19 protein-coding genes are annotated in these 22,057 nt (G+C 65.5%); 12 read left to right on the forward strand and 7 right to left on the reverse strand.

The window, feature by feature from the left end; genetic code table 11:
- Positions 1 to 11 precede the first annotated feature (11 nt).
- Both BMX36_RS06860 and BMX36_RS22075 read right to left on the reverse strand, forming a co-directional pair.
- On the reverse strand, positions 12 to 1,898 hold the full coding sequence (locus BMX36_RS06860) for a gamma-glutamyltransferase family protein (protein WP_093064105.1): 1,887 nt from the start codon (positions 1,896 to 1,898) through the stop codon (positions 12 to 14).
- A 148-nt stretch (positions 1,899 to 2,046) separates the two neighbouring features.
- Positions 2,047 to 2,388 carry a hypothetical protein gene (locus tag BMX36_RS22075; RefSeq protein ID WP_256210684.1) on the reverse strand — a complete coding sequence of 114 codons (342 nt, stop codon included), beginning with the start codon at positions 2,386 to 2,388 and terminating at the stop codon, positions 2,047 to 2,049.
- Positions 2,389 to 2,726: 338 nt separating this feature from the next.
- Here BMX36_RS22075 and BMX36_RS06870 point away from each other — a divergent pair, with 338 nt between their 5' ends.
- On the forward strand, positions 2,727 to 3,194 hold the full coding sequence (locus tag BMX36_RS06870; RefSeq protein WP_066774886.1) for an Lrp/AsnC family transcriptional regulator: 468 nt from the start codon (positions 2,727 to 2,729) through the stop codon (positions 3,192 to 3,194).
- Between the two features lie 227 nt (positions 3,195 to 3,421).
- On the forward strand, positions 3,422 to 4,726 hold the full coding sequence (gene pncB / locus BMX36_RS06875) for a nicotinate phosphoribosyltransferase (RefSeq protein ID WP_093064106.1): 1,305 nt from the start codon (positions 3,422 to 3,424) through the stop codon (positions 4,724 to 4,726).
- A 37-nt stretch (positions 4,727 to 4,763) separates the two neighbouring features.
- Here pncB and BMX36_RS06880 read toward each other — a convergent pair whose 3' ends face one another.
- A complete protein-coding gene (locus BMX36_RS06880; protein ID WP_093064107.1) occupies positions 4,764 to 5,927 on the reverse strand; it encodes an acyl-CoA dehydrogenase family protein in 1,164 nt (387 codons plus the stop codon).
- Positions 5,924 to 6,694, reverse strand: a complete 771-nt coding sequence (locus BMX36_RS06885) for an IclR family transcriptional regulator (RefSeq protein WP_066774891.1) — start codon at positions 6,692 to 6,694, stop codon at positions 5,924 to 5,926. Before BMX36_RS06885 ends, BMX36_RS06880 begins: the two co-directional genes overlap by 4 nt.
- A gap of 108 nt (positions 6,695 to 6,802) precedes the next feature.
- Here BMX36_RS06885 and BMX36_RS06890 point away from each other — a divergent pair, with 108 nt between their 5' ends.
- The 6 genes from BMX36_RS06890 (at position 6,803) to BMX36_RS06915 (ending at position 13,324) form a co-directional block, all read left to right on the forward strand.
- Positions 6,803 to 7,711 (forward strand): SDR family NAD(P)-dependent oxidoreductase, encoded by a 909-nt coding sequence (locus BMX36_RS06890; RefSeq protein ID WP_093065329.1) that lies wholly within the window; start codon positions 6,803 to 6,805, stop codon positions 7,709 to 7,711.
- A gap of 11 nt (positions 7,712 to 7,722) precedes the next feature.
- The gene (locus BMX36_RS06895; protein ID WP_256210685.1) at positions 7,723 to 8,901 is read left to right on the forward strand and encodes an acyl-CoA dehydrogenase family protein; all 1,179 of its coding nucleotides are present in this window, start codon (positions 7,723 to 7,725) and stop codon (positions 8,899 to 8,901) included.
- Positions 8,902 to 8,904: 3 nt separating this feature from the next.
- Entirely contained in the window at positions 8,905 to 10,107 is a 1,203-nt protein-coding gene (locus BMX36_RS06900) for a CoA transferase (RefSeq protein ID WP_093064108.1), read from the forward strand.
- Between the two features lie 93 nt (positions 10,108 to 10,200).
- Complete coding sequence (locus BMX36_RS06905; protein ID WP_093065332.1) at positions 10,201 to 11,847, forward strand: S10 family peptidase; 1,647 nt, start codon at positions 10,201 to 10,203, stop codon at positions 11,845 to 11,847.
- Between the two features lie 274 nt (positions 11,848 to 12,121).
- Positions 12,122 to 12,784: a TetR family transcriptional regulator gene (locus tag BMX36_RS06910; RefSeq protein WP_093064109.1), complete on the forward strand. Its 663-nt coding sequence runs from the start codon at positions 12,122 to 12,124 to the stop codon at positions 12,782 to 12,784.
- Between the two features lie 60 nt (positions 12,785 to 12,844).
- On the forward strand, positions 12,845 to 13,324 hold the full coding sequence (locus BMX36_RS06915) for an OsmC family protein (protein WP_256210686.1): 480 nt from the start codon (positions 12,845 to 12,847) through the stop codon (positions 13,322 to 13,324).
- A 129-nt stretch (positions 13,325 to 13,453) separates the two neighbouring features.
- Here the strand turns inward: BMX36_RS06915 and BMX36_RS06920 are convergent, their stop codons facing one another.
- Entirely contained in the window at positions 13,454 to 13,795 is a 342-nt protein-coding gene (locus BMX36_RS06920) for an SWIB/MDM2 domain-containing protein (RefSeq protein WP_177179040.1), read from the reverse strand.
- 151 nt (positions 13,796 to 13,946) lie between these two features.
- Here BMX36_RS06920 and BMX36_RS06925 point away from each other — a divergent pair, with 151 nt between their 5' ends.
- The 3 genes from BMX36_RS06925 (at position 13,947) to BMX36_RS06935 (ending at position 18,777) form a co-directional block, all read left to right on the forward strand.
- Entirely contained in the window at positions 13,947 to 15,041 is a 1,095-nt protein-coding gene (locus tag BMX36_RS06925; protein WP_093065336.1) for an SPL family radical SAM protein, read from the forward strand.
- Positions 15,038 to 15,574, forward strand: a complete 537-nt coding sequence (locus BMX36_RS06930; RefSeq protein ID WP_093064111.1) for a metallophosphoesterase family protein — start codon at positions 15,038 to 15,040, stop codon at positions 15,572 to 15,574. Before BMX36_RS06925 ends, BMX36_RS06930 begins: the two co-directional genes overlap by 4 nt.
- A gap of 83 nt (positions 15,575 to 15,657) precedes the next feature.
- Positions 15,658 to 18,777, forward strand: coding sequence for a helicase-related protein (locus tag BMX36_RS06935; protein ID WP_093065338.1), 3,120 nt, complete (start codon positions 15,658 to 15,660; stop codon positions 18,775 to 18,777).
- A gap of 36 nt (positions 18,778 to 18,813) precedes the next feature.
- Here BMX36_RS06935 and BMX36_RS06940 read toward each other — a convergent pair whose 3' ends face one another.
- Positions 18,814 to 19,800 carry an SDR family oxidoreductase gene (locus BMX36_RS06940; protein ID WP_093064112.1) on the reverse strand — a complete coding sequence of 329 codons (987 nt, stop codon included), beginning with the start codon at positions 19,798 to 19,800 and terminating at the stop codon, positions 18,814 to 18,816.
- 186 nt (positions 19,801 to 19,986) lie between these two features.
- Between BMX36_RS06940 and BMX36_RS06945 the strand changes: the two genes are divergently transcribed.
- Positions 19,987 to 21,501 (forward strand): acetyl-CoA hydrolase/transferase family protein, encoded by a 1,515-nt coding sequence (locus tag BMX36_RS06945; RefSeq protein WP_066774949.1) that lies wholly within the window; start codon positions 19,987 to 19,989, stop codon positions 21,499 to 21,501.
- A 230-nt stretch (positions 21,502 to 21,731) separates the two neighbouring features.
- Here BMX36_RS06945 and BMX36_RS06950 read toward each other — a convergent pair whose 3' ends face one another.
- Entirely contained in the window at positions 21,732 to 21,941 is a 210-nt protein-coding gene (locus tag BMX36_RS06950; RefSeq protein WP_066774952.1) for a hypervirulence associated TUDOR domain-containing protein, read from the reverse strand.
- Between the last annotated feature and the right edge of the window lie 116 nt (positions 21,942 to 22,057).

Below are 22,057 nucleotides of genomic sequence, written 5' to 3' on the forward strand. Positions count from 1 at the left end.
CCTCACCCCGTTCAATACGCCAGCGCACATCCATCGGCTCGCATCTCGCTCGCCGCGGCATAGACTCGCGTGTCGCCATCCATGCGGTGCTCGACGCATTCGTACCGGCCGAAGCCCCCGTCTGGATTACCGAGCTGCCAGCCGATCTCGGCCAGCCGCTTGCGGGTGGCGTCCGGCACGCCGCTTTCCAGCCGCAGCCGGCCTGCCACGCCCAGATCCGGATCATCCTCGCCCATCGACTGCGACGATCCTTCATGGTGCCAGCGTGGTGAATCGCCGGCGGACTGGATTTCCAGCCCATAGTCGACGCGATTGACGATGATCTGCGTCTGCCCCTGCGGCTGCATGTCCCCGCCCATCACGCCAAAGCTCATCCACGGATCGCCGCCGCGTGTGGCGAAGCCCGGGATGATCGTCTGGAACGGTCGCTTGCCCGGCGCATAGATGTTCGGGTGCCCATCCTTCAGGCTGAACAATTGCCCACGGTCCTGGAACATGAAGCCGAGCCCATCGGCCACCAGCCCCGATCCCATGCCGCGGAAGTTGGACTGGATCATCGACACCATCATCCCGTCCTTGTCGGCACAGGAAAAATAGGTCGTGTCGCCCTTGCTTGGCGCCTGCCCCGGATAGACCGGCGTCAGGATGCGGTCAGGCCGGATGAGCTTGGCGCGCTGCGCGGCATATTCCTTGGAGATCAGCCAGTCGACCGGCACCTTGGAGAACTTCGGATCGGCATAGAAGCGCGCGCGATCCTCATAGGCGAGGCGCTTGGCTTCGGCCTGCAGATGGATCGACAGTGCCGATTGGAAGCCCGCTCCCTTCAGGTCGAAATGCTCCAGGATATTGAGCATCTGCAGCGTTGCGATGCCCTGCGTGTTGGCGCCCAGCGCGTGCACGGTGGTGCCGCGATAATCGGTGCGGTTCGGCTCGATCCATTCGGAGCGGTGCGCCGCCAGATCCTCATACCGCAGCCAGCCGCCGATCTTCTTGAAATAGCGATCGATCGTGCGCGCGAGATCGCCGGTGTAGAAGGCGTCCCGACCGCCTTGCGCGATGACGCGATAGGTGCGGGCAAGATCGGGATTGCGAAACACCTGCCCCGCCTTCGGGCCTTTGCCGTCCGCCATGCCCCAGGTCTTCAGCGCATTGGCCGTTTCCTCCACGCCGTTTCCGGGACGCGCGAAATTCGCCATGCTGCGGCGGATGTAATAGGCGATGATGTCGGGCACCGGCGTCCCCGCCTCCGCCATGGCGATTGCCGGCTCGAACAGCGTCGCCCAGGGCAGCTTGCCGTAGCGCTGGTGCATGGTCCACCAGCCGTCCACCGTTCCGGGCACCGACACGGTAATCGCGCCCAGCGGCGGCAGAACGCCGTTCTTCGCGCGCGACCGCACGGTTTCCAGCGACAGTCCGCGCGGGCTTGCGCCCGATCCGGCCAGCCCTACCACCTTCTTCTGCTTCGGGTCCCAGATCATCGCATAGACATCGCCACCGATGCCGTTCGCGGTCGGCTCCAGCAGGCCGAGGCACGCATTCATGGCAATGGCTGCGTCTACGGCCGATCCGCCACGCTTCAGGATGTCGATGCCGGCTTGGGTGGCGAACGGATGCGCCGTGCCTGCCGCGCCATTCATCCCGTAAACCGCCGTGCGCGAGGCGAAGCTTGCCCCCACCGGCCGATCGCCGCCATGCACGTCTGGTCGGATGAACCGGTCCTCGCCGGCTGCCCAATGCCCCGGCAGGTCCGCGCCCTTCGCCGTTGCCGGCTGTGGTGCTCCGCCCTGCCCTGGACCCTCGTTGCCCTGCGCGCCGCCGCCCGTTCCCTGCTGCGCCCTCGCAAGCGTTGGCGCCATGGCAAGCGCGGGCAAGGTGGCGACAAAGGTCCGACGACGCATGAAAGGGCTCCTGTTTCAGGCCCTTGTTGCGGCAAAACCGGCCAGCGACAAGCGCGCGATCACCGGTCGTGCCGCGCGGGCCTGGCGCGTCACGCCGTCGACTTTCCATTTTTGGCGGATGGGACGGACGACCGTCATCCAAAATGAATCAGCAGAAAGCCGCCATCCGTTGCTCCAGCCGGTCGGCCACGGACCGGCGGATCGGCTGCCCTTCGCGCACCTTGCGCCATGTGTTGTAGCTGATGCCGAACTGACGCATCAGCACCTCGTCGGTCTGCCCGGCGATCTCTCGCTTCATCAGCGACACTGCCCGTTCATCGACCGGGCGCATCCCGGCCTTTGCCCCGGGCGGGGCGATGTTCAACTCCATCGTGGCGACCCTCGTCTTCGTCCTGTGATCCCTGGCCTGCGCAGCCGGCATCAGGATCATGCCGTTCGACATGCTTGCCGAACTGCGACCAAGCGTCGCGGTGGCCGGCCACCCCCTCACCGCCTCCAACAGGCTTTCCGACCATAAAAATGAGTTCCGTTGGAGAACGCAACCATTAAATTCGTTCGTTTTGATCTTTGTTTGGCGAGTTTGCGCTGCCTTTGGAATGATGATTGCTCGTTTGAACTAAGCGGACGTGAATGGCACCGCGGCTACTGCTTCTTCAATCCCGGCGCACCATCACCAAAGGCCCTGCGCCGGCGCCCCGAAGCAGCTGAAATGCAGCAAGGATCGCATCTCCACCTGCGGCACAAGCTTGCGATTTAGCGGCAAAAAATTGCGGTCACGGCCACATTGTGTAAACTTTCCCGCGGCGACGGAGCCATCCAGGGGGCCAGATGACGGAAAAGACCAGGATCGACGCGTTCGACACGCGTATCCTCAAGATACTGACGAACAACGGGCGCATCTCATGGCGTGAACTTGCCACCGAGATCGGTCTATCTCTCACGCCGACGCTCCGCCGTGTTCGCCGTCTGGAAAGTGATGGCTTCATTCTCGGCTATACGACACGGTTGAATGAACGTCGTTTAAGCGGCGCGATAGAGGCGATGATTTCGGTAACGCTTGATCGTCAGTCGGATGAAGCGCTGTCGATATTCGAACGCAGTATCCAAGATGTTGAGGAAGTCACCGACTGCTATCAAATGACTGGGGATTACGACTATCTGCTTCGCGTGGTGGTCAACGATCTCGATCATTTTCAGGTCATGCTCGGCACGCTGTCCCGCATTCCCATGCTCTCGCGAATCAACTCAAGCTTCGTGCTCAAGACGGTCCTGAGGCGCACGGCCAAGGTCACATGACTTCGGCCCCGTCGCCAGCGCCGTAGCCGGTTCTGCTTACCCCCCGTAACGGCGCCACCCTCGCTACGCCCGTCCTCCCGCGAACTCGTGGCTTGGTATCTTTGCACTAACCCGGGCAAATCGCCCGGCTCTGTCGCAGATGGGTCGCGACAACGCCGCGGCCGTACACATTGCGCCCGGCCGGTGCCCCGCTGGAACGAACCCGCTCTCTCGGGCAATGCACGGTCATGACGCTCACCGATCTCGCCACGCGCACCTATAATCATAGTTTCCGGCTCGATCCGATCGTGCGCAGCCTGCTCGACACCGACTTCTACAAGCTGCTGATGCTGCAACTCATCCAGTCGCGGCACGCCGCAACCCAGGTCACATTCTCGCTGATCAACCGCACCCGCTCGGTGCGTCTGGCCGAGGTGATCGACGAGGCCGAGCTGCGCGAGCAGCTGGATCACGCACGTTCGCTGCGCTTCACGAAAAAGGAACTGATCTGGCTGGCCGGGAACACCTTCTACGGCGTGGAGCGGATGTTCCGTCCCGACTTCCTCGCGTGGCTGGCGGAGTTCCAGCTCCCGGAATATGAGCTGCGCACCGTCGACGGGCAGTTCGAACTCACTTTTTCCGGCCCTTGGGCCGCCACCACCATGTGGGAAATTCCCGCCCTCTCGATCGTCAATGAACTCCGGTCCCGCGCGGCGCTGAGGCATCGCGGGCGCTTCGCACTTGATGTTCTTTACGCCCGGGCAAAGGCGCGCCTGTGGCAGAAGGTCGAGCAGTTGCAGCAGCTCCCGGACCTTGCATTGTCCGATTTCGGCACCCGCCGGCGCCATGGCTTTCTCTGGCAACGCTGGTGCGTGGAAGCGCTGAAGGAGGGACTTGGCAGCCGCTTCATCGGCACGTCCAATGTCCTGCTCGCCATGGACGCCGATCTGGAAGCGATCGGAACCAATGCCCATGAACTGCCCATGGTCGCGGCGGCGCAGGCTGAAGGCGATGAGGAACTGCGCCGTGCGCCCTATCGCGTGCTTGAGGAATGGCAGGAGGATTATGCCGGCAACCTGTTGATCGTCCTGCCGGATACTTTTGGCACGACATCCTTTCTGCAGGCCGCTCCGCCCTGGGTCGCGAACTGGACGGGTTTCCGGCCCGACAGCGCACCCCCGATCGAGGCGGGCGAGCAGATTATCCGCTGGTGGCGGGACATGGGTCAGGACCCCCGCGGCAAGCTGCTGATCTTCTCGGACGGCATGGACGTCGATTCGATCACGGCGACCTACCGGCACTTCCACGGCCGCGTGAGGATGAGCTTCGGCTGGGGCACGAACCTCACCAACGATTTCCGCGGCTGCGATCCGCAGGGGGATGCGGCGCTCGCCCCGCTGTCGCTGGTGTGCAAGGTGTCGCGGGTGAATGGCCGGCCAGCAGTGAAGCTGTCCGACAATCCGGAGAAGGCGACCGGCGATCCGGTGGCAATCGCCCGATATCTGCGCGTGTTCGGAGATGCCGGGCGAGTGGCGCAAGCGGTGCGGGTCTAAAGCCACCCGAACCGCCCACCCCGAGCGAGCGACGGGGTCAGAAGCTGCGCGGCATCCCCAGCACATGCTCCCCGACGAAGCTCAGGATCAGGTTCGAGCTGATCGGCGCCACCTGATAGAGACGCGTCTCGCGGAACTTGCGCTCGACATCATAATCCGCCGCAAAGCCAAATCCGCCGTGCGTCTGCAGACATGCATTGGCCGCCTTCCATGACGATTCCGCCGCCAGGTGCTTCGCCATGTTCGCCTCCGCCCCGCATGGCTGGTGCGCGTCGAACAGCCGGCACGCCTCATAGCGCATCAGGTCCGCCGCACGCACTTCCATGTACGCCTGCGCGATCGGGAACTGCACACCCTGGTTCTTGGCGATCGGCCGGTCGAACACCACCCTCTCGGACCCATATTGCACCGCTCGCTCGACGAACCAGTATCCGTCGCCGATACATTCCGCCGCGATCAGCGCGCGCTCCGCGTTGAGCCCGTCCAGGATGTAGCGGAATCCCTTGCCCTCTTCCCCGATCAGGCTCTCGGCCGGCAGCTCCAGATCGTCGAAGAAGACTTCATTGGTCTCGTGATTGACCATGTTGCGGATCGGCCGGATCTCCATGCCCTTGCCGATCGCCGCCTGAAGATCGACCAGGAAGATCGACAGGCCATCCGCCTTCTTCTTCACTTGGTCGAGCGGCGCGGTGCGCGCGAGGAGGATCATCAGATCGGAATGCTGGATGCGGCTGATCCACACCTTCTGCCCGTTCACGACGTAAGTGTCGCCGCGGCGCTCGGCGCGGGTCTTCAGCTCGGTCGTATTCGTGCCGGTGGTCGGCTCGGTCACCGCCATGGATTGCAGGCGGAGCGCGCCGCTCGCGATATCGGGCAGGAACCGCTGCTTCTGTTCGGCCGATCCGTGCCGCAGCAGCGTGTTCATGTTGTACATCTGACCATGGCAGGCACCCGAATTGCCGCCGGCCCGATTGATCTCCTCCATGATGATCGACGCTTCGGTGAGGCCGAGCCCGGCGCCGCCATAGCTTTCGGGGATCAGCGCGGCCATCCAGCCTGCCTTGGTCAGCGCCTCGACGAACGCTTCGGGATAGGCCCGCGCCTCGTCGACCTCCCGAAAATAGCTGTCGCCGAACTCGCGAACCAGCGCGCGCACGGCATCGCGGATCTCGGGAAAATCGTTGCGGGCGGCGGGGATCATGCGCGGGCCTTTCTGAGCGAAGGAGCGTGTTTGTGGTCAAGCGCGGCGATCTCATCGGCAAGCGACTGCAGCCCGGAGACGAGATCGTGATATTCGGCGTCGCTGCGCGAGCCGGCGAAGATGGAGGCGGATACGCACAGGGTCGATCCATCGTCGGGCAGGCTCACCGCCACCGATGTGATGCCCGCGTAGCTCAATCCGTCATCCACGCCATAGCCCAGCCGGACCGCCTCGGCGACTTGCGCGGCATATGTGGCGAAGTCGATTGGTCGCTGCCATCGCACTGCGGCGAAGCGCCGGGCGAGCTCGTCGCGCCCGGTCCGCTGCGCCGCCGCCAGCGCGCGACCAACGGCGCCGCTGCCGATCGGCTGGCGCTGCCCTTCCTCCATATGGATGCGCGTGGCGGCAACGCTCTGCCCCAGCGCCACCAGTTGCAGCCGATCCCGCCCGACAACGCGCCACAGCCCAACAGGGGCGTGCCAGGCGCGCGCCGCCCGCTCGAGCACCGGCCGCGCGCGGGTGATCAGGCGGTTCGCGCGATCAAGGTCGCCCGCGGCGATGTCCGACCAGGGTGGCTGAAGTGCGTATCTCTTCCCCTCGCCCAGCGACAGCACGCCTTCGCCCACCAAGGTCCGCAGCAGGCCCAGGCAGCTCGACGGGCTGATCCCGCAGCTTTGCGCCACTTCGGACAGGGTCATCGCGCCGCCATCGGCCAATGTGCGCACGATCGCGAACGCATGGACGACGGAAGGCACCGGTGAGCTCATGACCCATCCATAAACTTCATCTGACTGAAACCGCAATGCGCCATCTTGAAATCATACCGGCACCGCCGTAACCCCTGCCGGACAAGGATCAGGAGGCGGAGCGTGGGCATTCTCGACGGAAAGGTCGTCGCAATCACCGGCGCGGGGCGCGGCATCGGCCGTGAAATCGCATTGTTGTGCGCTGCGGAGGGTGCCGCGGTCGTGGTCAACGACCCGGGCGTCGGCGGCGGCGGTGAAGGCGGCGAAAGCGGCCCCGCCGAGCAGACGGTCGCGGATATTGTGGCCGCCGACGGACAGGCGCACGCCAATCTCGCCAGCGTGTCCGATCCGGCGGCGGCGGCGACGATCGTCGAGGATGCGGTGAAGCGTTTCGGCCGGATCGATGCGGTCGTGAACAATGCCGGCATTCTGCGTGACACCATCTGGCACAAGATGAGCCATGAGGATTGGCGCGCCGTGATTGACGTGCACCTTCACGGTGCGTTCAACGTGTCCAAAGCGGCGACGCCCTATTTTCGCGAGCAGCAGTCGGGCAGCTTTATCCACTTCACCTCGACCAGCGGCCTGATCGGCAACATCGGTCAGGCGAATTACTCCGCGGCGAAGCTGGCGATCGTCGGCCTGTCGCAATCGATCGCGCTCGACATGGCGCGCGTCGGCGTCCGGTCGAACTGCATTGCCCCCTTCGCATGGAGCCGCATGACCGCCTCCATCCCGGCCGAAACGCCCGAGGCGAAGGAGCGCGTCGCCCGGCTTCAGACGATGAGCGCGGACAAGATCGCCCCACTGGTCGCCTTCCTCGCGTCCGATGCGTCGAAGGATGTCAGCAACCAGATCTTCGCCGTGCGCAAGAACGAGATCGTGCTCTTCAACAAGCCGCGTCCGGTGCGCTCCATGGTCAAGCTGGAAGGCTGGAGCGCCCAGGCAATTGCCGATGAGCTGATCCCATCCTTCCGCCCCAGCTTCGCGCGTGCCGACGAGGTATCGGCTCACGTCTTCCCCTACGATCCGATCTGAGGACCAAGCCCATGTCCACCCTGAACCCCGGCATGGATGCCGAAACGTTCGAGCAGTTCATCGACCAGTTGCGCCGCTATGTGCGCGATCGGCTGATCCCTTCCGAAAAGGAGATCCTGGATACCGATCGGATCCCGGATGAGATCCTGGGCGAGATGCGCGACATGGGCCTCTTCGCCCTCACCATCCCCGAAGAATATGGCGGGGCTGGGATGAACACCTATCAATACACCCAGACGATCCGCGAACTCGCTTATGCCATGCCGTGCTTCCGATCGATCATCTCGATCACGGTCGGCATGGTCAATTCGGCGCTCCGCAATGGCGGTACGGAGCAGCAGAAGGCCGAATGGCTGCCCAAGATGGCGGCCGGCATGATCGTGTCCTTCGGCCTGACCGAGCCGGGCTCGGGCAGCGATTCAGCCGGGATGCAGACCATGGCAGTGCGGTCGGGCAACGGCTGGGTGCTGAACGGCACGAAGCGGTACATCACCAACGCGCCCGACGCCGAGATGGCGGTGATCATGGCGCGCACGTCGAAGGAGGCGCTGCCCAAGAACGCACACGTCTCCGCCTTTATCGTGCCGATGAACACGCCGGGCGTCAGCGTCGGCAAGTCGGACAAGAAGATGGGCCAGGCCGGCACGCATATCGCGGACATCATCCTGGAAGACGTGCACCTGCCCGCCGAGGCGCTGCTCGGCCTAGACGAAGGCAAGGGCTTCGTCACCGCGATGAAGAGCCTCGACAATGGCCGCCTGTCCGTCGCCGCCGCCTCCATGGGCTATGCCCGCCGCGCGGTGGATTCCGCGCTCCGCTACGCCACCGAGCGCAAGGCGTTCGGGGAGCCGATCGCGAACTTCCAGTTGATCCAGCAGATGCTCGCCGAAAGCGAGATCGAGCTCTACGCATCGGAAACCATGCTGGAGGATTGCTCGCGTTTGGTTGACGCTGGCCGGCCGGTTCTGCGCAAGGCAGCGGCGACCAAGGTGTTCGCGTCGGAGGCCTGCGGCCGGATCGTCGATCGCGTGGTGCAGATCTACGGCGGCGCTGGCTATCTCGCCGAATATGATGCGGAGCGTTTCTTCCGCGATGCGCGCGTCTATCGCATCTACGAGGGCACGACGCAGATCCTGCAGCTCCAGATCGCCAAGCACATGCTACGCGAGTTCAACGCCGGGGTGAACTGATCCATGTATAACCTCCTCCCCGGCCTGACCGTGATCGAGGCGTCGTCCTTCGTCGCCTCGCCCACCGCGGGGCTCTATCTGGCGCAGATGGGGGCGGAGGTGATCCGCGTGGACCAGATCGGCGGCGGCCCCGACTTTCGCCGCTGGCCCGTCACGCAGAACGGCGACTCGCTCTATTGGGAAAACCTCAATCGGGCGAAGAAGAGCCTGGCGCTCGATCTCGGCCGACCGGAAGGGCGCGAGCTGTTGCAGGCGTTGGTGCGCGCCACCGGCCAGTTCGTCACCAACTTTCCGGTGAAGGGCTTCCTGTCGCACGAAACGCTTGCCGAAGGTCGCCCCGATCTCATCACCGTGCGCGTGATGGGCTGGGCGGACGGCAGCCCGGCGCTCGATTACACCGTCAACAATGCGGTCGGCTATCCCATGCTGACCGGTGCGGGGCCGGATCCGGTCAATCATGTGCTGCCCGCGTGGGATCTGCTGACCGGCGCCTATGCCGCTTTCGCGCTGATGGCGGCGCTGCGGCGGCGGGATGCGACCGGCGAAGGCGGAGAGATCCGCATCCCGCTGTCGGATGTCGCGATCGGCACGGTGGCGAACCTTGGCGGCATTGCCGAGGTGATGGACACCGGCACCGATCGCCCGCGGCTCGGCAACACCGTTTTCGGCCTGTTCGGGCGCGATTTCACCACCCGCGATGGCAAGCGCACGATGATCGTCGTCGTCACGCACCGCCAATGGGCGAACCTGATCGCCGCTCTGGGTCTCGGCGACGCCATCGCACAGGTGGAGGCGCAGCGCGGCGTCAGCTTCGCCAAGGATGACGGCCTCCGCTTTACCCACCGGGATGCGCTGTTCCCGCTGTTCGAGGCCGCGATCGCCGCGCGCGATCATGCGGAGCTCGCCGCTGCCCTCGACGCGGGCGGCATCGTCCACTCCGCTTATGGCACCATGGCCGATGCCGTGCGCGATCCACGCCTCGTCACCGAAAACCCGATCTTCGGCACGGCCGATGATCCCAGTGGCACGCGCTATCCCGCCGTGGGTGCGTTCGCGACGCTGCCGGCCGAGCAGCGCCGCCCCCCTGCCCCCGCCCCGCGCAACGGCCAGCACAGCGAACAGGTGCTCGCCGAGACGCTTGGCCTGTCATCGGGCGAGATCGGCCGCCTCTTCGACGCGGGCATTGCCGGAAGTTCTGATCGCTAAAAGAAAAGTGATTGTTTTGATCCGGGCGGAGCGGTTGCGCCGCCACGCGAACAGGTCAATCACTATGACCTGTTTTCGCAAAAAGAGTTGTTCGTGACCAAGCACTTCCTTCTCGCGCTCGTCGCCACTTCCGCCCTCACCTCTCCGCTTGCCGCCCAAGACAAACCCGACGCAAAGCAGCCCCCCGCCCGCCCTCATGCCGAGGTGGTGAAGGCCGAGGCCGAAGCCGCCTGGGCCAAGGCGCCGGTAGAGGAAACCGAAACGCGCTCCCGCGACAGCGTCACCATCAATGGGAAGCGGTACAATTACATCGCTTCCGCCGGCACGCTGACGACGCGCGACAATGAAGGGAAGCCGACCGCTTCCATGTTCTACACCGCCTACACGCTGGACGGGACGAAACCGGGTACGAAGCGACCGATCACCTTTCTGTTCAACGGCGGTCCCGGCTCGCCGTCCTTCTGGCTGCGCATGGGTTCGTTCGCGCCGATCCGCATCCGCACCACCAATCCCGAATTCGTCCGCCCCGCGCCTTACGACGTCGGTCCCAATCCGGATTCGCTGCTCGACAAGACCGACCTTGTCTTCCTCGACGCGATCGGCTCCGGCTATTCGCGCCCGCTCGGCGATGCCAAGCCGGGTGATTTCTACGGCGTCGACGAGGACGTCGATGTCTTCGCCCGCGCGATCATGCGCTATGTCACCAAATACGGCCGTTGGATGAGCCCGAAGTTCGTTCTGGGCGAAAGCTACGGCACCCTGCGCGCCGGCGCGCTTGCCTATCAGCTTCAGGACCGCGGCATGGCGCTGAACGGCGTGATGCTGCTCAGCTCGATCATGAACTACGGCTATCGCCAGCCGGGTCTCGATCAGGTCTATCTCAACTACCTGCCCAGCTACGCTGCCACCGCATGGTACCATAACCGTCTGCAGAACCGTCCCGCCGACGTCGCCACCGTCGTCGCACAGGCCCGCGCCTTTGCCACCGGGCCGTATATGAGCGCGCTCGCCAAGGGTCAGCTGATCTCCCCGCAGGAGCGTGACCAGGTCGCCGAGCAGATGAGCCAGCTGATCGGTATCAGCCCCGGATATATCAAGCAGAACAATCTTCGCATCGATCTGGCGCGCTTCCGCAAGGAGCTGCTGCGCGGCTCCAATCGCACCGTCGGCCGCTTCGACTCACGATATCTCGGGATCGACAGCGACGCCGCCGGCGAGCGCCCCGAGACCGATGCATCGTCCGATGCGATTTCGGGTGCGTACATCGCCTCCTTCCAGGATTACCTGCACGCAACGCTCGGCTACCAGACGGAGCTGCCCTACCGCCTGTCCGCCCGCGACGGCGCCGGCTTCAAGTGGAACTGGGCGCACAAGGCACCGGGCGGCGGCTATGGCAGCCAGAACAATCCCAACACGGCGGTGGATCTCGCTGCCGCGATGCGCACCAATCCCTATCTGAAGGTGCTGTCGCTCAACGGTTATTACGACATGGCGACGCCGTTCTTCGGAACGGAAAACGATCTTGGTCACATGATGCTGGAGCCGGCACTTCAGGCGAACCTGAAATATACCTACTATCCCGCCGGTCACATGACCTATCTGAATCCGGATGCGCTCCGCCAGATGAAGCAGGATCTCGCGGGTTGGTATGACGAGGCGGTCAGCGATGCGCGCTATTCCACCCCGCCCGTCGCACCCATGGCTCAGGCAGCCACCGGTCCCGGCGAGACGCCGAACTGAACACCAGCGGCAGCGCGCGAACTTGGCGCGCTGCCGTCCGGCTTCCTGTCTCAGGGATCGCGCGAACTCGGCTACGGTTCGGCGCGTCACCCGTCTCTTGAATGATGGCGAACCGGCAGGCTACGAAAGCAGCCGGACACGCGAACACCCCGGTCGGGGAAGATCGTCGCGGCTGACCGGGGAGGCGCGCATTGTTCCAGAAGAATCAAGTCGTTCACGTCCCCATCGGCCCCGGTCACGCTGAACGCGGTGCAAGCCGCGCCGGATACGCATCATGAAAAATCTGAAGAAAACCGAAGGCGAAGTCGCCGTCTCGACCACCCCGCTTCCGGGGCGCGGCGATCTGCCCGCGCGCGATCTGTTGCTTCAGGCCGCCAGCGAGTTGATGATCGAACTCGGCACGCCGGATGTCTCGCTTCACGCCATTGCGCGGCGCGCGGGCGTCACCGCGCCGCTGGTGAAATATTATTTCGGCGGCAAGGAGGGCTTGCTGCTGGCGCTGGTGGAACGCGACACCGCCCGTTCCCTCGCGCAACTGGAGGGGCTGCACGCCACCAATCTCGATCCGCTCGCCAAGCTGAAGCTGCACATCAGCGGGATCGCGCGCACCTACAGCCGCTATCCCTACCTTGTCGGGCTGCTCAACCATCTGTTGCGCGAGTCGCGGACAAAAGCCTCCGAGCGTATCAAGACAAGCTTCGTCACCCCGCTGATTGAGGCGCAACGCCGGCTGGTTCAGGAAGGGATCGCCGCCGGACAGCTTCGCCCGATCGATCCAGACAAACTCTATTACATCATCGTCGGCGCGTGCAATTACCTGTTCTCGTCCCGCCTCGTCTTCGCGAACATCATGGGCGATCATCTGAGCGGCCCCGAGTTTGAACGGGAGTTCGCCGCCACGGTGATCGACGTCATCCTGAACGGTGTCCGGGCCTGACGCGGCGGTTTGCGCCACTCGTTCATGGCACCGTCGAGGTTCGGTACAGGAGGCGCTGAGGTGAAGGTTCACCGTTACGTCATTGATCTCGAATGGACCGGCAACACGGGCCAGGGCACCCGAAGCCTGTCCGCCTATGAACGTAGCCACCGCATCTCCGCTGGCGCAAAGCCGCCGATCGCCGGATCGTCCGATCCGTCCTTTCGCGGCGATCCGCGATGCTGGAACCCGGAGGAGCTGCTGGTCGCGTCCGTTTCGGCATGCCACGAACTTTGGTATCTGGGGCTGTGCGCCGACGCTGGCGTGATCGTCCACGGCTATACGGATCAGCCGGAGGGGATCATGGTCGAGGAAGCCGGCGGCGCCGGCCAATTTCAGTCGGTTACCCTACGCCCGCAGGTCGTCATTGCCGCATCGTCGGATGCGGTGCTCGCCGCCGCGCTGCATGAACGGGCGCATGCGATGTGTTTCATCGCACGCTCGGTGAATTTTCCCGTCAGCATTGAGCCCAGCATCACCAGCGCAATCGCCAGCGGCTGACCGCCACCGCTTCCAAGCGGTTCGGCGCATTCAGCCGGGATCACGCACGCCTGAGCCGCCGGCGCGCGCCTCACCGTCAAGGCGCCCGGTTGATCCCGCAGGATCACCGGCGCGCCATGCCGACCCGTCTCAGTCCTTCTTGGCGGACAGGTGCTTGCTGAGATGCTTGTTCATCTCGAACATGCTCACCGACTTCTTGCCGAAGATCTTCTCCAGCTTATCGTCCGCGTTGATCTGGCGCCGGTCCTTGGCGTCCTGAAGATCGTTCTTCTTGATATAGTCCCACACCTTGCTGACGACTTCGCTGCGCGGCAGGTCATTCTTGCCGACGATCTCTGCGAGTTCAGGCGAGGGAGTGACCGGCGCGGTGATGCCGCCGCGTGCGCCGCCGGCCGGCTTGCCAGTGGCCTTCACCTTCTTTTCCGCCGCCTTGGTCTCGTCCTTGCCACGCTTTTCTGCCGTCCGCGCCATGGGTCTCTCCTCTATCTGCCCGGATCCTAGCATCGGATAGCCGGCAATCCAGCGTGTTTAAGCGTCATGGCTTGGCGAAGTTCCGCAACACGGCTGCAATCGGCTGCAGATATTGTCCTGAACCGCTGGCTCGATTGCTCGTTTGCCGATCATGGCGCTGCTTCCTGCCGCTTCTGTCCAGCCCGCTCCCCCGCTCGAATGGCGGCCGCGCCGGCTGCTCCTCACGCGCGCGGCGCGTGACTTCGAACATGGGCGCGGCATCGCCGAACGCGCAGCGCGCCTCGGCGTCGAAATTGTTGAGCTCGCCGGCGATCGACTCGCACTTGATCTCCCGCCTGATCCGCGCCGTGCCTATGCTGCGGCAAAGGCGACGCTGGCTGTGGTCGTCGCGCCGCCATCCAAGCGCCGCCTCCAACCGATCGCGCCCAGCGCCGACTGGCGGGTCGACCTGGCCGAGGGGTGCCCGGCGCATTGCAGCTATTGCTATCTCGCCGGCTCGCTGAAGGGGCCGCCGATTACCCGCGTCTACGCCAACGTGGAAGAGATACTCGCCGGCCTGCCTGCATATCTCGGGCAAGGCACGGTCACATCGCGTAGCAGGGCACGCGCGATCGAGGGCACCACCTATGAGGCGTCCTGCTACACCGATCCGCTGGCGCTGGAGCCGCTGACCGGCTCGCTCTCGGCGGCGATACGCTGGTTCGGCCAGTGGGACGCGCCGGCCCAGCTTCGCTTCACCACCAAATTCGCGGACGTCGCGCCCCTGCTCGCGCTCGACCACAATGGCCGCACGCGGATGCGGGCATCAATCAATCCCCGAGCCTTCGCCCGTTTCGAAGGGGGCACCGCGCCGGTGGCATCGCGGCTCGAGGCGCTCGGCCGGATGGCGCGCGCCGGTTATCCTGTCGGTCTCACCATTGCCCCGATCATCGCTGCGGATGGCTGGCAGGACGCCTATGGCGCGCTGATTGACGACGCTGCCGCCGCGCTCGCCGACATCCCCTCGCTCGATCTTACCATCGAACTGATCACCCACCGCTTCACCAGCGGGTCCAAGGCGGTGCTGCAAAGCTGGTATCCCGGCGCGGCGCTCGACATGAGCGATGACCGGCGCGTGACCAAGCGGACGAAGTTCGGCGGCGAGAAGCAGGTCTACGACACGGCGACGATGCGGCTGCTCCGCACCTTCTTCGAGGATCGCATCGCCCGTGCCCTGCCGGCAGCCCGGATCCTCTATTGGACATGACGACCTTCTTCACCGCCGACACGCATTTCGGCGATCACCGCACCATCAACATCTGGCGGCGTCCGTTCGCCAGCGTGGCCGAGATGAACGCGCTGCTGATCGAGCGCTGGAACGCCACCGTGGCCCCGAACGATATCGTCTGGCACCTGGGCGATGTGGCGCGGCGGGCGGCCGATGTGCCGGATCTGCTCGCCGCATTGAACGGCACCAAGCACCTCATCCGCGGCAACAACGATCCGGACGGCACTTTGCAATCGGCCGGCTGGGCAAGCACGGCCGATTATGCCGAGCTGGTCGTGGACGAACACCGGCTCGTTCTCTGCCACTATCCCTTTCGCTCCTGGAACGGCCAGCATCGTGGCGCCCTCAACCTTCACGGCCACAGCCACGGGCGGCTCGCGCCGATGCGTCGCCAGTTCGATGTCGGGGTCGACGTTCATGATTTCGCGCCGGTCACGCTCGGCGATCTGCTGGCAAAGCCCGACCGGCGGGAACGCGGCGGCAGTCCGCCCGTTCGAGCCACCTCATCATAACGGACCTCTCTCCTGGAATGTCTCAATCCCCTGATGCGGAAACCACCGCCTTGCCGCCGTTCGGCGAACTGCCGCCCTCGCCGATGAGCATCGCGGAAACCGCAGCAGGGGTCGCGCCGCTGCTCGCCGCGCATGACGTGATCGTTGCCGTGGCGGACGAGACACGCGCCCTGGCGCTGACCCGGATGCTGGCAGCGATGATGCCGGACGCGCATGTCCTGTTCTGCCCGGGGACGGATGCCCTGCCCGGCGACGATGCCCCGCCCTCACCCGCCAATGTCGGCCAGCGCGTCTCCGCGCTTCGCGCCATCCGCCAGAACAGCGCCGGAAAGAACCGCGCCCGTATCGCCCTTGTCACCTCGGGCGAGGCGCTCGCCCGCGCCTATCCCCCGCCAGCGGCGTTCGATGCCAAGCCCCCGTCCGTCGCGGTTGGTGAGCCATGCGATCTCGCCCAATTGCACGACGAACTGATCGCGCTCGGCTATATCGTCGACGAGCGGGTGGACGAGCCAGGTGAGGTCGCCCTGCGCGGGCAAGTGCTCGACATTTTCCCCGCGGACGCGGAATCGCCGCTCCGCATCGAGGTGGCGGACGGCGTCATTGCCAGCCTGCGCTTCTACGATCCCTCCGACCAGCGCAGCATCGAGGATGTGGATAGCCATGAGCTAGGGCGCGTGGCCGAACCGCCGCTCGATGGGCAGCGGGTGACGTTGCTGGATCATCTACCCAAGGCGGTGATCGTCATCACCGATCGCGCGGACGAACGTCGCCGGCGCCTGCTCGCGCTCAGCAGCGATGCGGCAAAGCGCAAGAGCCGGCGCGCGGCGCAAGACATCGTGGACGACGCCGCCTGGCAAAAGGCGCTGGACGGGCGCGAAACGCAGGGGCTGGATCAGCAGGGCGAGCCGCCCGCCCGCTTCGTCGAACAACGCGGGCCGCTAGCAGCTTTCGCAAAGGAGGCAAAACAGGTTCTCGCCGCGGGCGATCGCGTCGTCCTGATCGGCGGCGAGCGCGACCTGCGCTTCCTGACACGGCGGATCGAGAAGCGGCTGGACATTGCCGCCCTCGCCGCCAGCGACTGGTCCGAGATCCTGTCGTCGCCAAAGGGCACTTTCTGCACCCTTACCGCGCCGGCGGATCGCGGCTTTCGCCGGGACGGCATCTTCGCCATCGCTGCCGCCGATCTGCTCGGCAGCCGGGCGGAGCGCGAGGATGGCGCCGCACATCGCGTCGATCTGTCGTTCGTGCAGGGGGCCGAGATCCGCGTCGGTGACACCGTCATTCACGAGGATCACGGCATCGGCGTCGTAGCCGGGATCGAGGCGCTGCCGAATGGCGACGGCACGGGCGGCGATACGATCAAGCTGACCTATGCCAAGGACGCCGTTCGCCTGGTGCCCGTGGCGGAGGCGGATCGGCTGTGGCGCTATGGCGCGGAGGATGATGCCGTCACGCTCGATACGCTGGATGGCCGAACCTGGCACGAACGGCGCGGCAAGATTGCTGAGGCCATCGCCGATACCGCGCGCCAGCTCACCGCCCTGGCGGCCGAACGCGAAACCCATAGCGCGCCCGTGCTCGATCCCGCGCCCGCCGCCTATGAGCGGTTCGCCGCCGGCTTCCCCTTTTCGGAAACCGCCGATCAGCTGACCGCGATCGAGGCCGTGCGCAGCGATCTTGCCTCGGGAAAGCCGATGGATCGCCTCATCATCGGCGATGTCGGCTTCGGCAAGACGGAGGTGGCGTTGCGCGCCGCCGCCATCGCCGCCCTCGCTGGCAAGCAAGTGGCGCTGGCCGCGCCCACCACCGTCCTCGCGCGGCAGCATCTCGAAAGCTTCACCGCGCGCTTCGAGGACGCCGGCATCGCCGTCGCCGGTCTCTCTCGCCTGACGAGCGATGCGGAAAAAAAGCGGGTGAAGGCCGGCCTGGCGGACGGCAGCATTCAGGTGGTGATCGGAACCGGCGCGGTCGCCGGCAAGGGCGTGAAATACAAGGATCTCGCCCTCGTCATCATCGATGAGGAGCAGCGCTTCGGCGCCGCCGACAAGAACAAGCTTCAGGATCTCTCCGCCGGCCACATCCTGACGCTGTCGGCAACGCCTATCCCGCGCACGCTGCAATCGGCGCTGGTCGGGTTGCGGCAATTGTCGGTGATCGCCACCCCGCCCGCCCGGCGCCAGCCGATCCGCACCGCCGTCTCCGACTTCTCGCCCGATACGCTGCGCGGCGCCCTGCTGCGCGAGCGCGCGCGCGGCGGTCAGAGCTTCGTCGTCGTGCCCCGCATCTCGGACATGGCGCCGCTGGCCGAACAGCTCGGCAAACTGGTGCCGGAGCTCGAGCTGCTGCAGGCCCATGGCAAGATGCCAGCCGCCGAGATCGACGAGACCATGGTCCGCTTCGGTCGCGGTGATGGCGACGTGCTGCTCGCCACCAACATCATTGAGGCGGGGCTGGACGTGCCGCGCGCCAATACCATGGCGATCGTCCACGCCGATCGCTTCGGCCTGTCGCAGCTTCACCAGCTGCGCGGCCGCGTCGGGCGCGGGCACCGCCGCGGCCAGGTACTGCTGTTCACCGATGCCGATGACGCCATTTCACCGCGCACGCTGAAGCGGCTGCGCACGCTGGAGGCGTTCGATCGGCTGGGCGCCGGCTTTGCGATCAGCGCGCGCGATCTCGACATGCGCGGTGCCGGCGACCTGCTGGGCGATACGCAGGCCGGGCATATGCGGCTGATCGGTGTGGAGCTGTATCAGCAATTGCTGGAAGATGCGCTGCGCACGGAGCGCGGCGAGACCGTGGAACGCTGGACGCCGGAATTGCAGCTCGGGCTGGAAGGACGCCTCCCGCCCGAATGGATCCCGGAAGAGGATCTGCGCATCACTCTCTACGCCCGCCTCGGCCGGCTGCGCAGCGATGCGGAGCTGGACGCCTTTGAGGCAGAACTGGAGGACCGGTTCGGCGAGCTTCCGGAGGATGCGGCCCTGCTCATGTCGATCGCCCGCGTGCGGGAGCGTGCGCGCGGGCTAAACATCGCCCGGATCGATGCCGGGCCCGCCGCCATCGCCCTGACGCCGCGCAACGGCAGCAAGGGCGCGGCGCAGATCGATGGTCTGGTCGAAAAGGACGGACGCTTCCTGCTCAAGGAAGCGCTGGAAGAGCCATCCGCCCGGCTGGAACGGCTGGCGGCGCTACTCGGGTAGCACCGCCCCGCACTGCACCGTTTCAGGTTGCCCCCCTCACGGGTTGCCCTTGCCTCCATGGGCGCCGACGACGGTTCCGGTGGAGAAGCTTACGTCATCGGCCGCCAGCGTGACGTATAGTGAGGCAAGCTCGGCCGGCTGCCCGGCCCGGCCCAGCGGCGTGTCCTGTCCAAACTCGCCCATCTTGCCCGGCAACTGGCCGCCCGCCACCTGAAGCGGCGTCCACACCGGGCCTGGCGACACGGCATTCACCCGAATGCCCTTCTTCGCCAGCTGCTTCGCCATGCCCTTGGTCAGGTTCAGGATCGCCGCCTTGGTGCTGGCATAATCGATCAGCTCCTCGCCAGGATCATAGGAGTTCACCGACACGGTGTTGATGATCACGCCGCCAGGCGGCAGTGCGGGGATCGCTGCCTTGCTGAAGCGAAAGACATGGTAGACGTTCGTTTCATAGGTGCGGACGAACTGCTCGTCCGAAATCTCCATGATGTCGGCCTTGCTCTGCTGATAAGCGGCATTGTTGACCAGAATGTCCAGCCCGCCCAGCGCGGCGATCGCCTTGCGCACCGTCTCCTCGCACGCCTTTTGCGTCCGGATGTCCGCCGGCAGCAGCACGGCCTTGCGCCCGGCCTGTTCGATCAGCGCCTTCACCTCGCGCGCGTCCGGCTCTTCCGTGGGATAATAGTTGATCGCGACATCTGCCCCCTCGCGGGCAAAGGCGATCGCCGCGGCGCGGCCGATCCCGCTGTCGCCGCCGGTGATCAGCGCGCGCCGTCCGGCCAGCTTGCCCGATCCGCGATAGCTTGTTTCCCCATGGTCGGGGCGCGGGTTCATCTTGCTGGCGAGCGCTGGCCATGGCTGCCGCTGCTCGGGGAAGGGTTCCCGGCGATAGCGGGTGCGCGGATCGCTCAGCATCGGGCGCCCTCCCGCCTGCCCCTGTGCCGCGGCGGGCGTGGACGCCGCCGCCAGCCCGAGAACCGCGCCGCCCAGCAGGCCGCGTCGCGAGCTTTCGAATTCACTCATCCACCATCTCCACCATGAATATCGGTTCAGGTGAGGGACGCACCGACGCTGCCGGCGTTCCGGCCGGCCGGACGCAAGACGATAATTATCCTGTGATGATGGGCACATGGCGCTCCGCGCTCGACTTCGCGGGGCGATCGGCGGAAAGGGCAGCAGCCCTTGCTTACCACAACCAACGAGACTGCTGTGTCCGATCGTATCGCATCCGCCGCTCTCCGCTCCCGCGTCACTGACGCCGACACCGCCGCCGCGCTGATCCAGCCGGGCGAGACGGTCGGCATGAGCGGCTTCACCGGTTCTGGCTACCCCAAGGCGGTGCCGCAGGCGCTTGCCCGTCGCATGGCGGCGGAACGTGCCGGCGGACGTCCGTTCCGCGTCAATCTGTGGACCGGCGCTTCGACCGGCCCGGAGCTGGATGGCGCCCTTGCGGCCGTGGATGGCGTCGCCCAGCGGCTTCCCTATTCGTCCGATCCCGTGGCGCGGGAAAAGATCAACCGCGGCGAGATCGACTATCTCGACATGCATCTCAGCCAGGTCGCACCAATGGCGTGGGAAGGGGTGATCGGCACGCTCGACACGGCGGTGGTGGAGATCACCGGCATCAAGGCCGATGGTTCGCTGATCCCCTCCTCCTCGATCGGCAACAACAAGACGTGGCTCGATCGCGCCAAGCGCGTGATTCTGGAGGTCAATCGCTGGCAGAACCCGGCGCTGGAGGGCGCGCACGACATTTACTACGGCACGCGCCTGCCGCCGGAGCGCGTTCCCATTCCTCTGGTCCGCCCGGATGATCGCATCGGCTCTCCCTATCTCTCCTGCGATCCGGACAAGATCGTTGCGATCGTCGAAACGGATGCGCCGGACCGCAACCTTCCCTTCGCCGCGCCGGACGACACCGCGCTCGCGATTGCCGGCCACATCATCGAATTCCTCAGTCATGAGGTGAAGCGCGGCCGCCTTCCGGCCTCGCTGCTCCCGATCCAGTCGGGCGTGGGCAATATCGCCAATGCCGTGCTTTCCGGGCTGGTCGACGCGCCGTTCGATCCGATGACCGCCTATACGGAGGTGATCCAGGACGGGATGCTGGACCTGCTCGACGCGGGCAAGCTTCGCATGGCCTCGGCCACGGCCTTTTCGCTCAGCCCGGCGGCCGCCGATCGCCTCAATGCGAACATGGCCTCTTATGCCAGCCGCATGATCCTGCGCCCGCAGGAAATCAGCAATCATCCCGAACTCGTCCGCCGGCTCGGCTGCATCGCGATGAACGGCCTGATCGAGGCCGACATCTATGGCAACGTCAATTCCACGTTGGTCATGGGCTCGCGCATCCAGAATGGTATCGGCGGCTCGGGTGATTTCGCCCGCAACGCCTATGTCTCGATCTTCATGACGCCTTCGACGGCCAAGGGCGGCCGCATCTCCGCCATCGTGCCGCAGGCGAGCCATGTCGATCACATCATGCAGGACGTGCAGGTGATCGTCACCGAACAGGGCCTGGCCGATCTGCGCGGCCTCAGCCCGCGGCAGCGCGCCGCGGTGGTGATCGAGCGCTGCGCGCACCCGAGCTATCGCCCGCTGCTCGCCGATTATGCCGCGCGCGCACGGGGCGGCGCTTATGGCCTGCATGCGCCCGCACTGCCGGGCGAGGCGCTGTCCTGGCATCAGCGCTTCATGGAAACAGGCACCATGCTTCCCGCCTGACCCATACGGGCCTCCCGCCAAGGGGTGGCGACACCGCAGGGGAAGTACCTACTCGGTCGCTCCACAGAGCGCGTCATCCCGGCCTTGTGCCGGGATCGACCGTTCCGCCAATCCACGGCCGGAAATTGGCGGAACGATAGATGCCGATAAGGCTCGGCAGCAGCTCACCCGTCGCCCTACCTTCTTCTCGCCCCGCCCGGCGACGTGACGCGAACCAGCCGGTTCAGCTCCTAGCCCTTCTTCAGCGCGTCCGGCTTGTGAACCGCTTCCTTGCCCGACTTGTCGCTCTTCACGCGATATTGCGGATCGTCCTTTGACGCCTTGGCCGTATGACCACCGGCCTTGGTGGTGCTCGTCTCCTTGCGCACCACCTTGCCGGAAGTCTCGCCCTGCGGCGTGTCCCACTTCACATGGTCGCCGGCTTTCAGGTTCTTTGTCATGACACGCTCTCCGATGCGGACGTTGCCGCCCGGCTCCGAACGCGCCGATCGATCGCCCGGTTGCGCGGCCGCCACGCCCATCGGCAAAGATCGCTCGCGGGAACGTCATCGCTGCC

Source organism: Sphingomonas sp. OV641 (assembly GCF_900109205.1).
Classification (GTDB): Bacteria; Pseudomonadota; Alphaproteobacteria; order Sphingomonadales; family Sphingomonadaceae; genus Sphingomonas.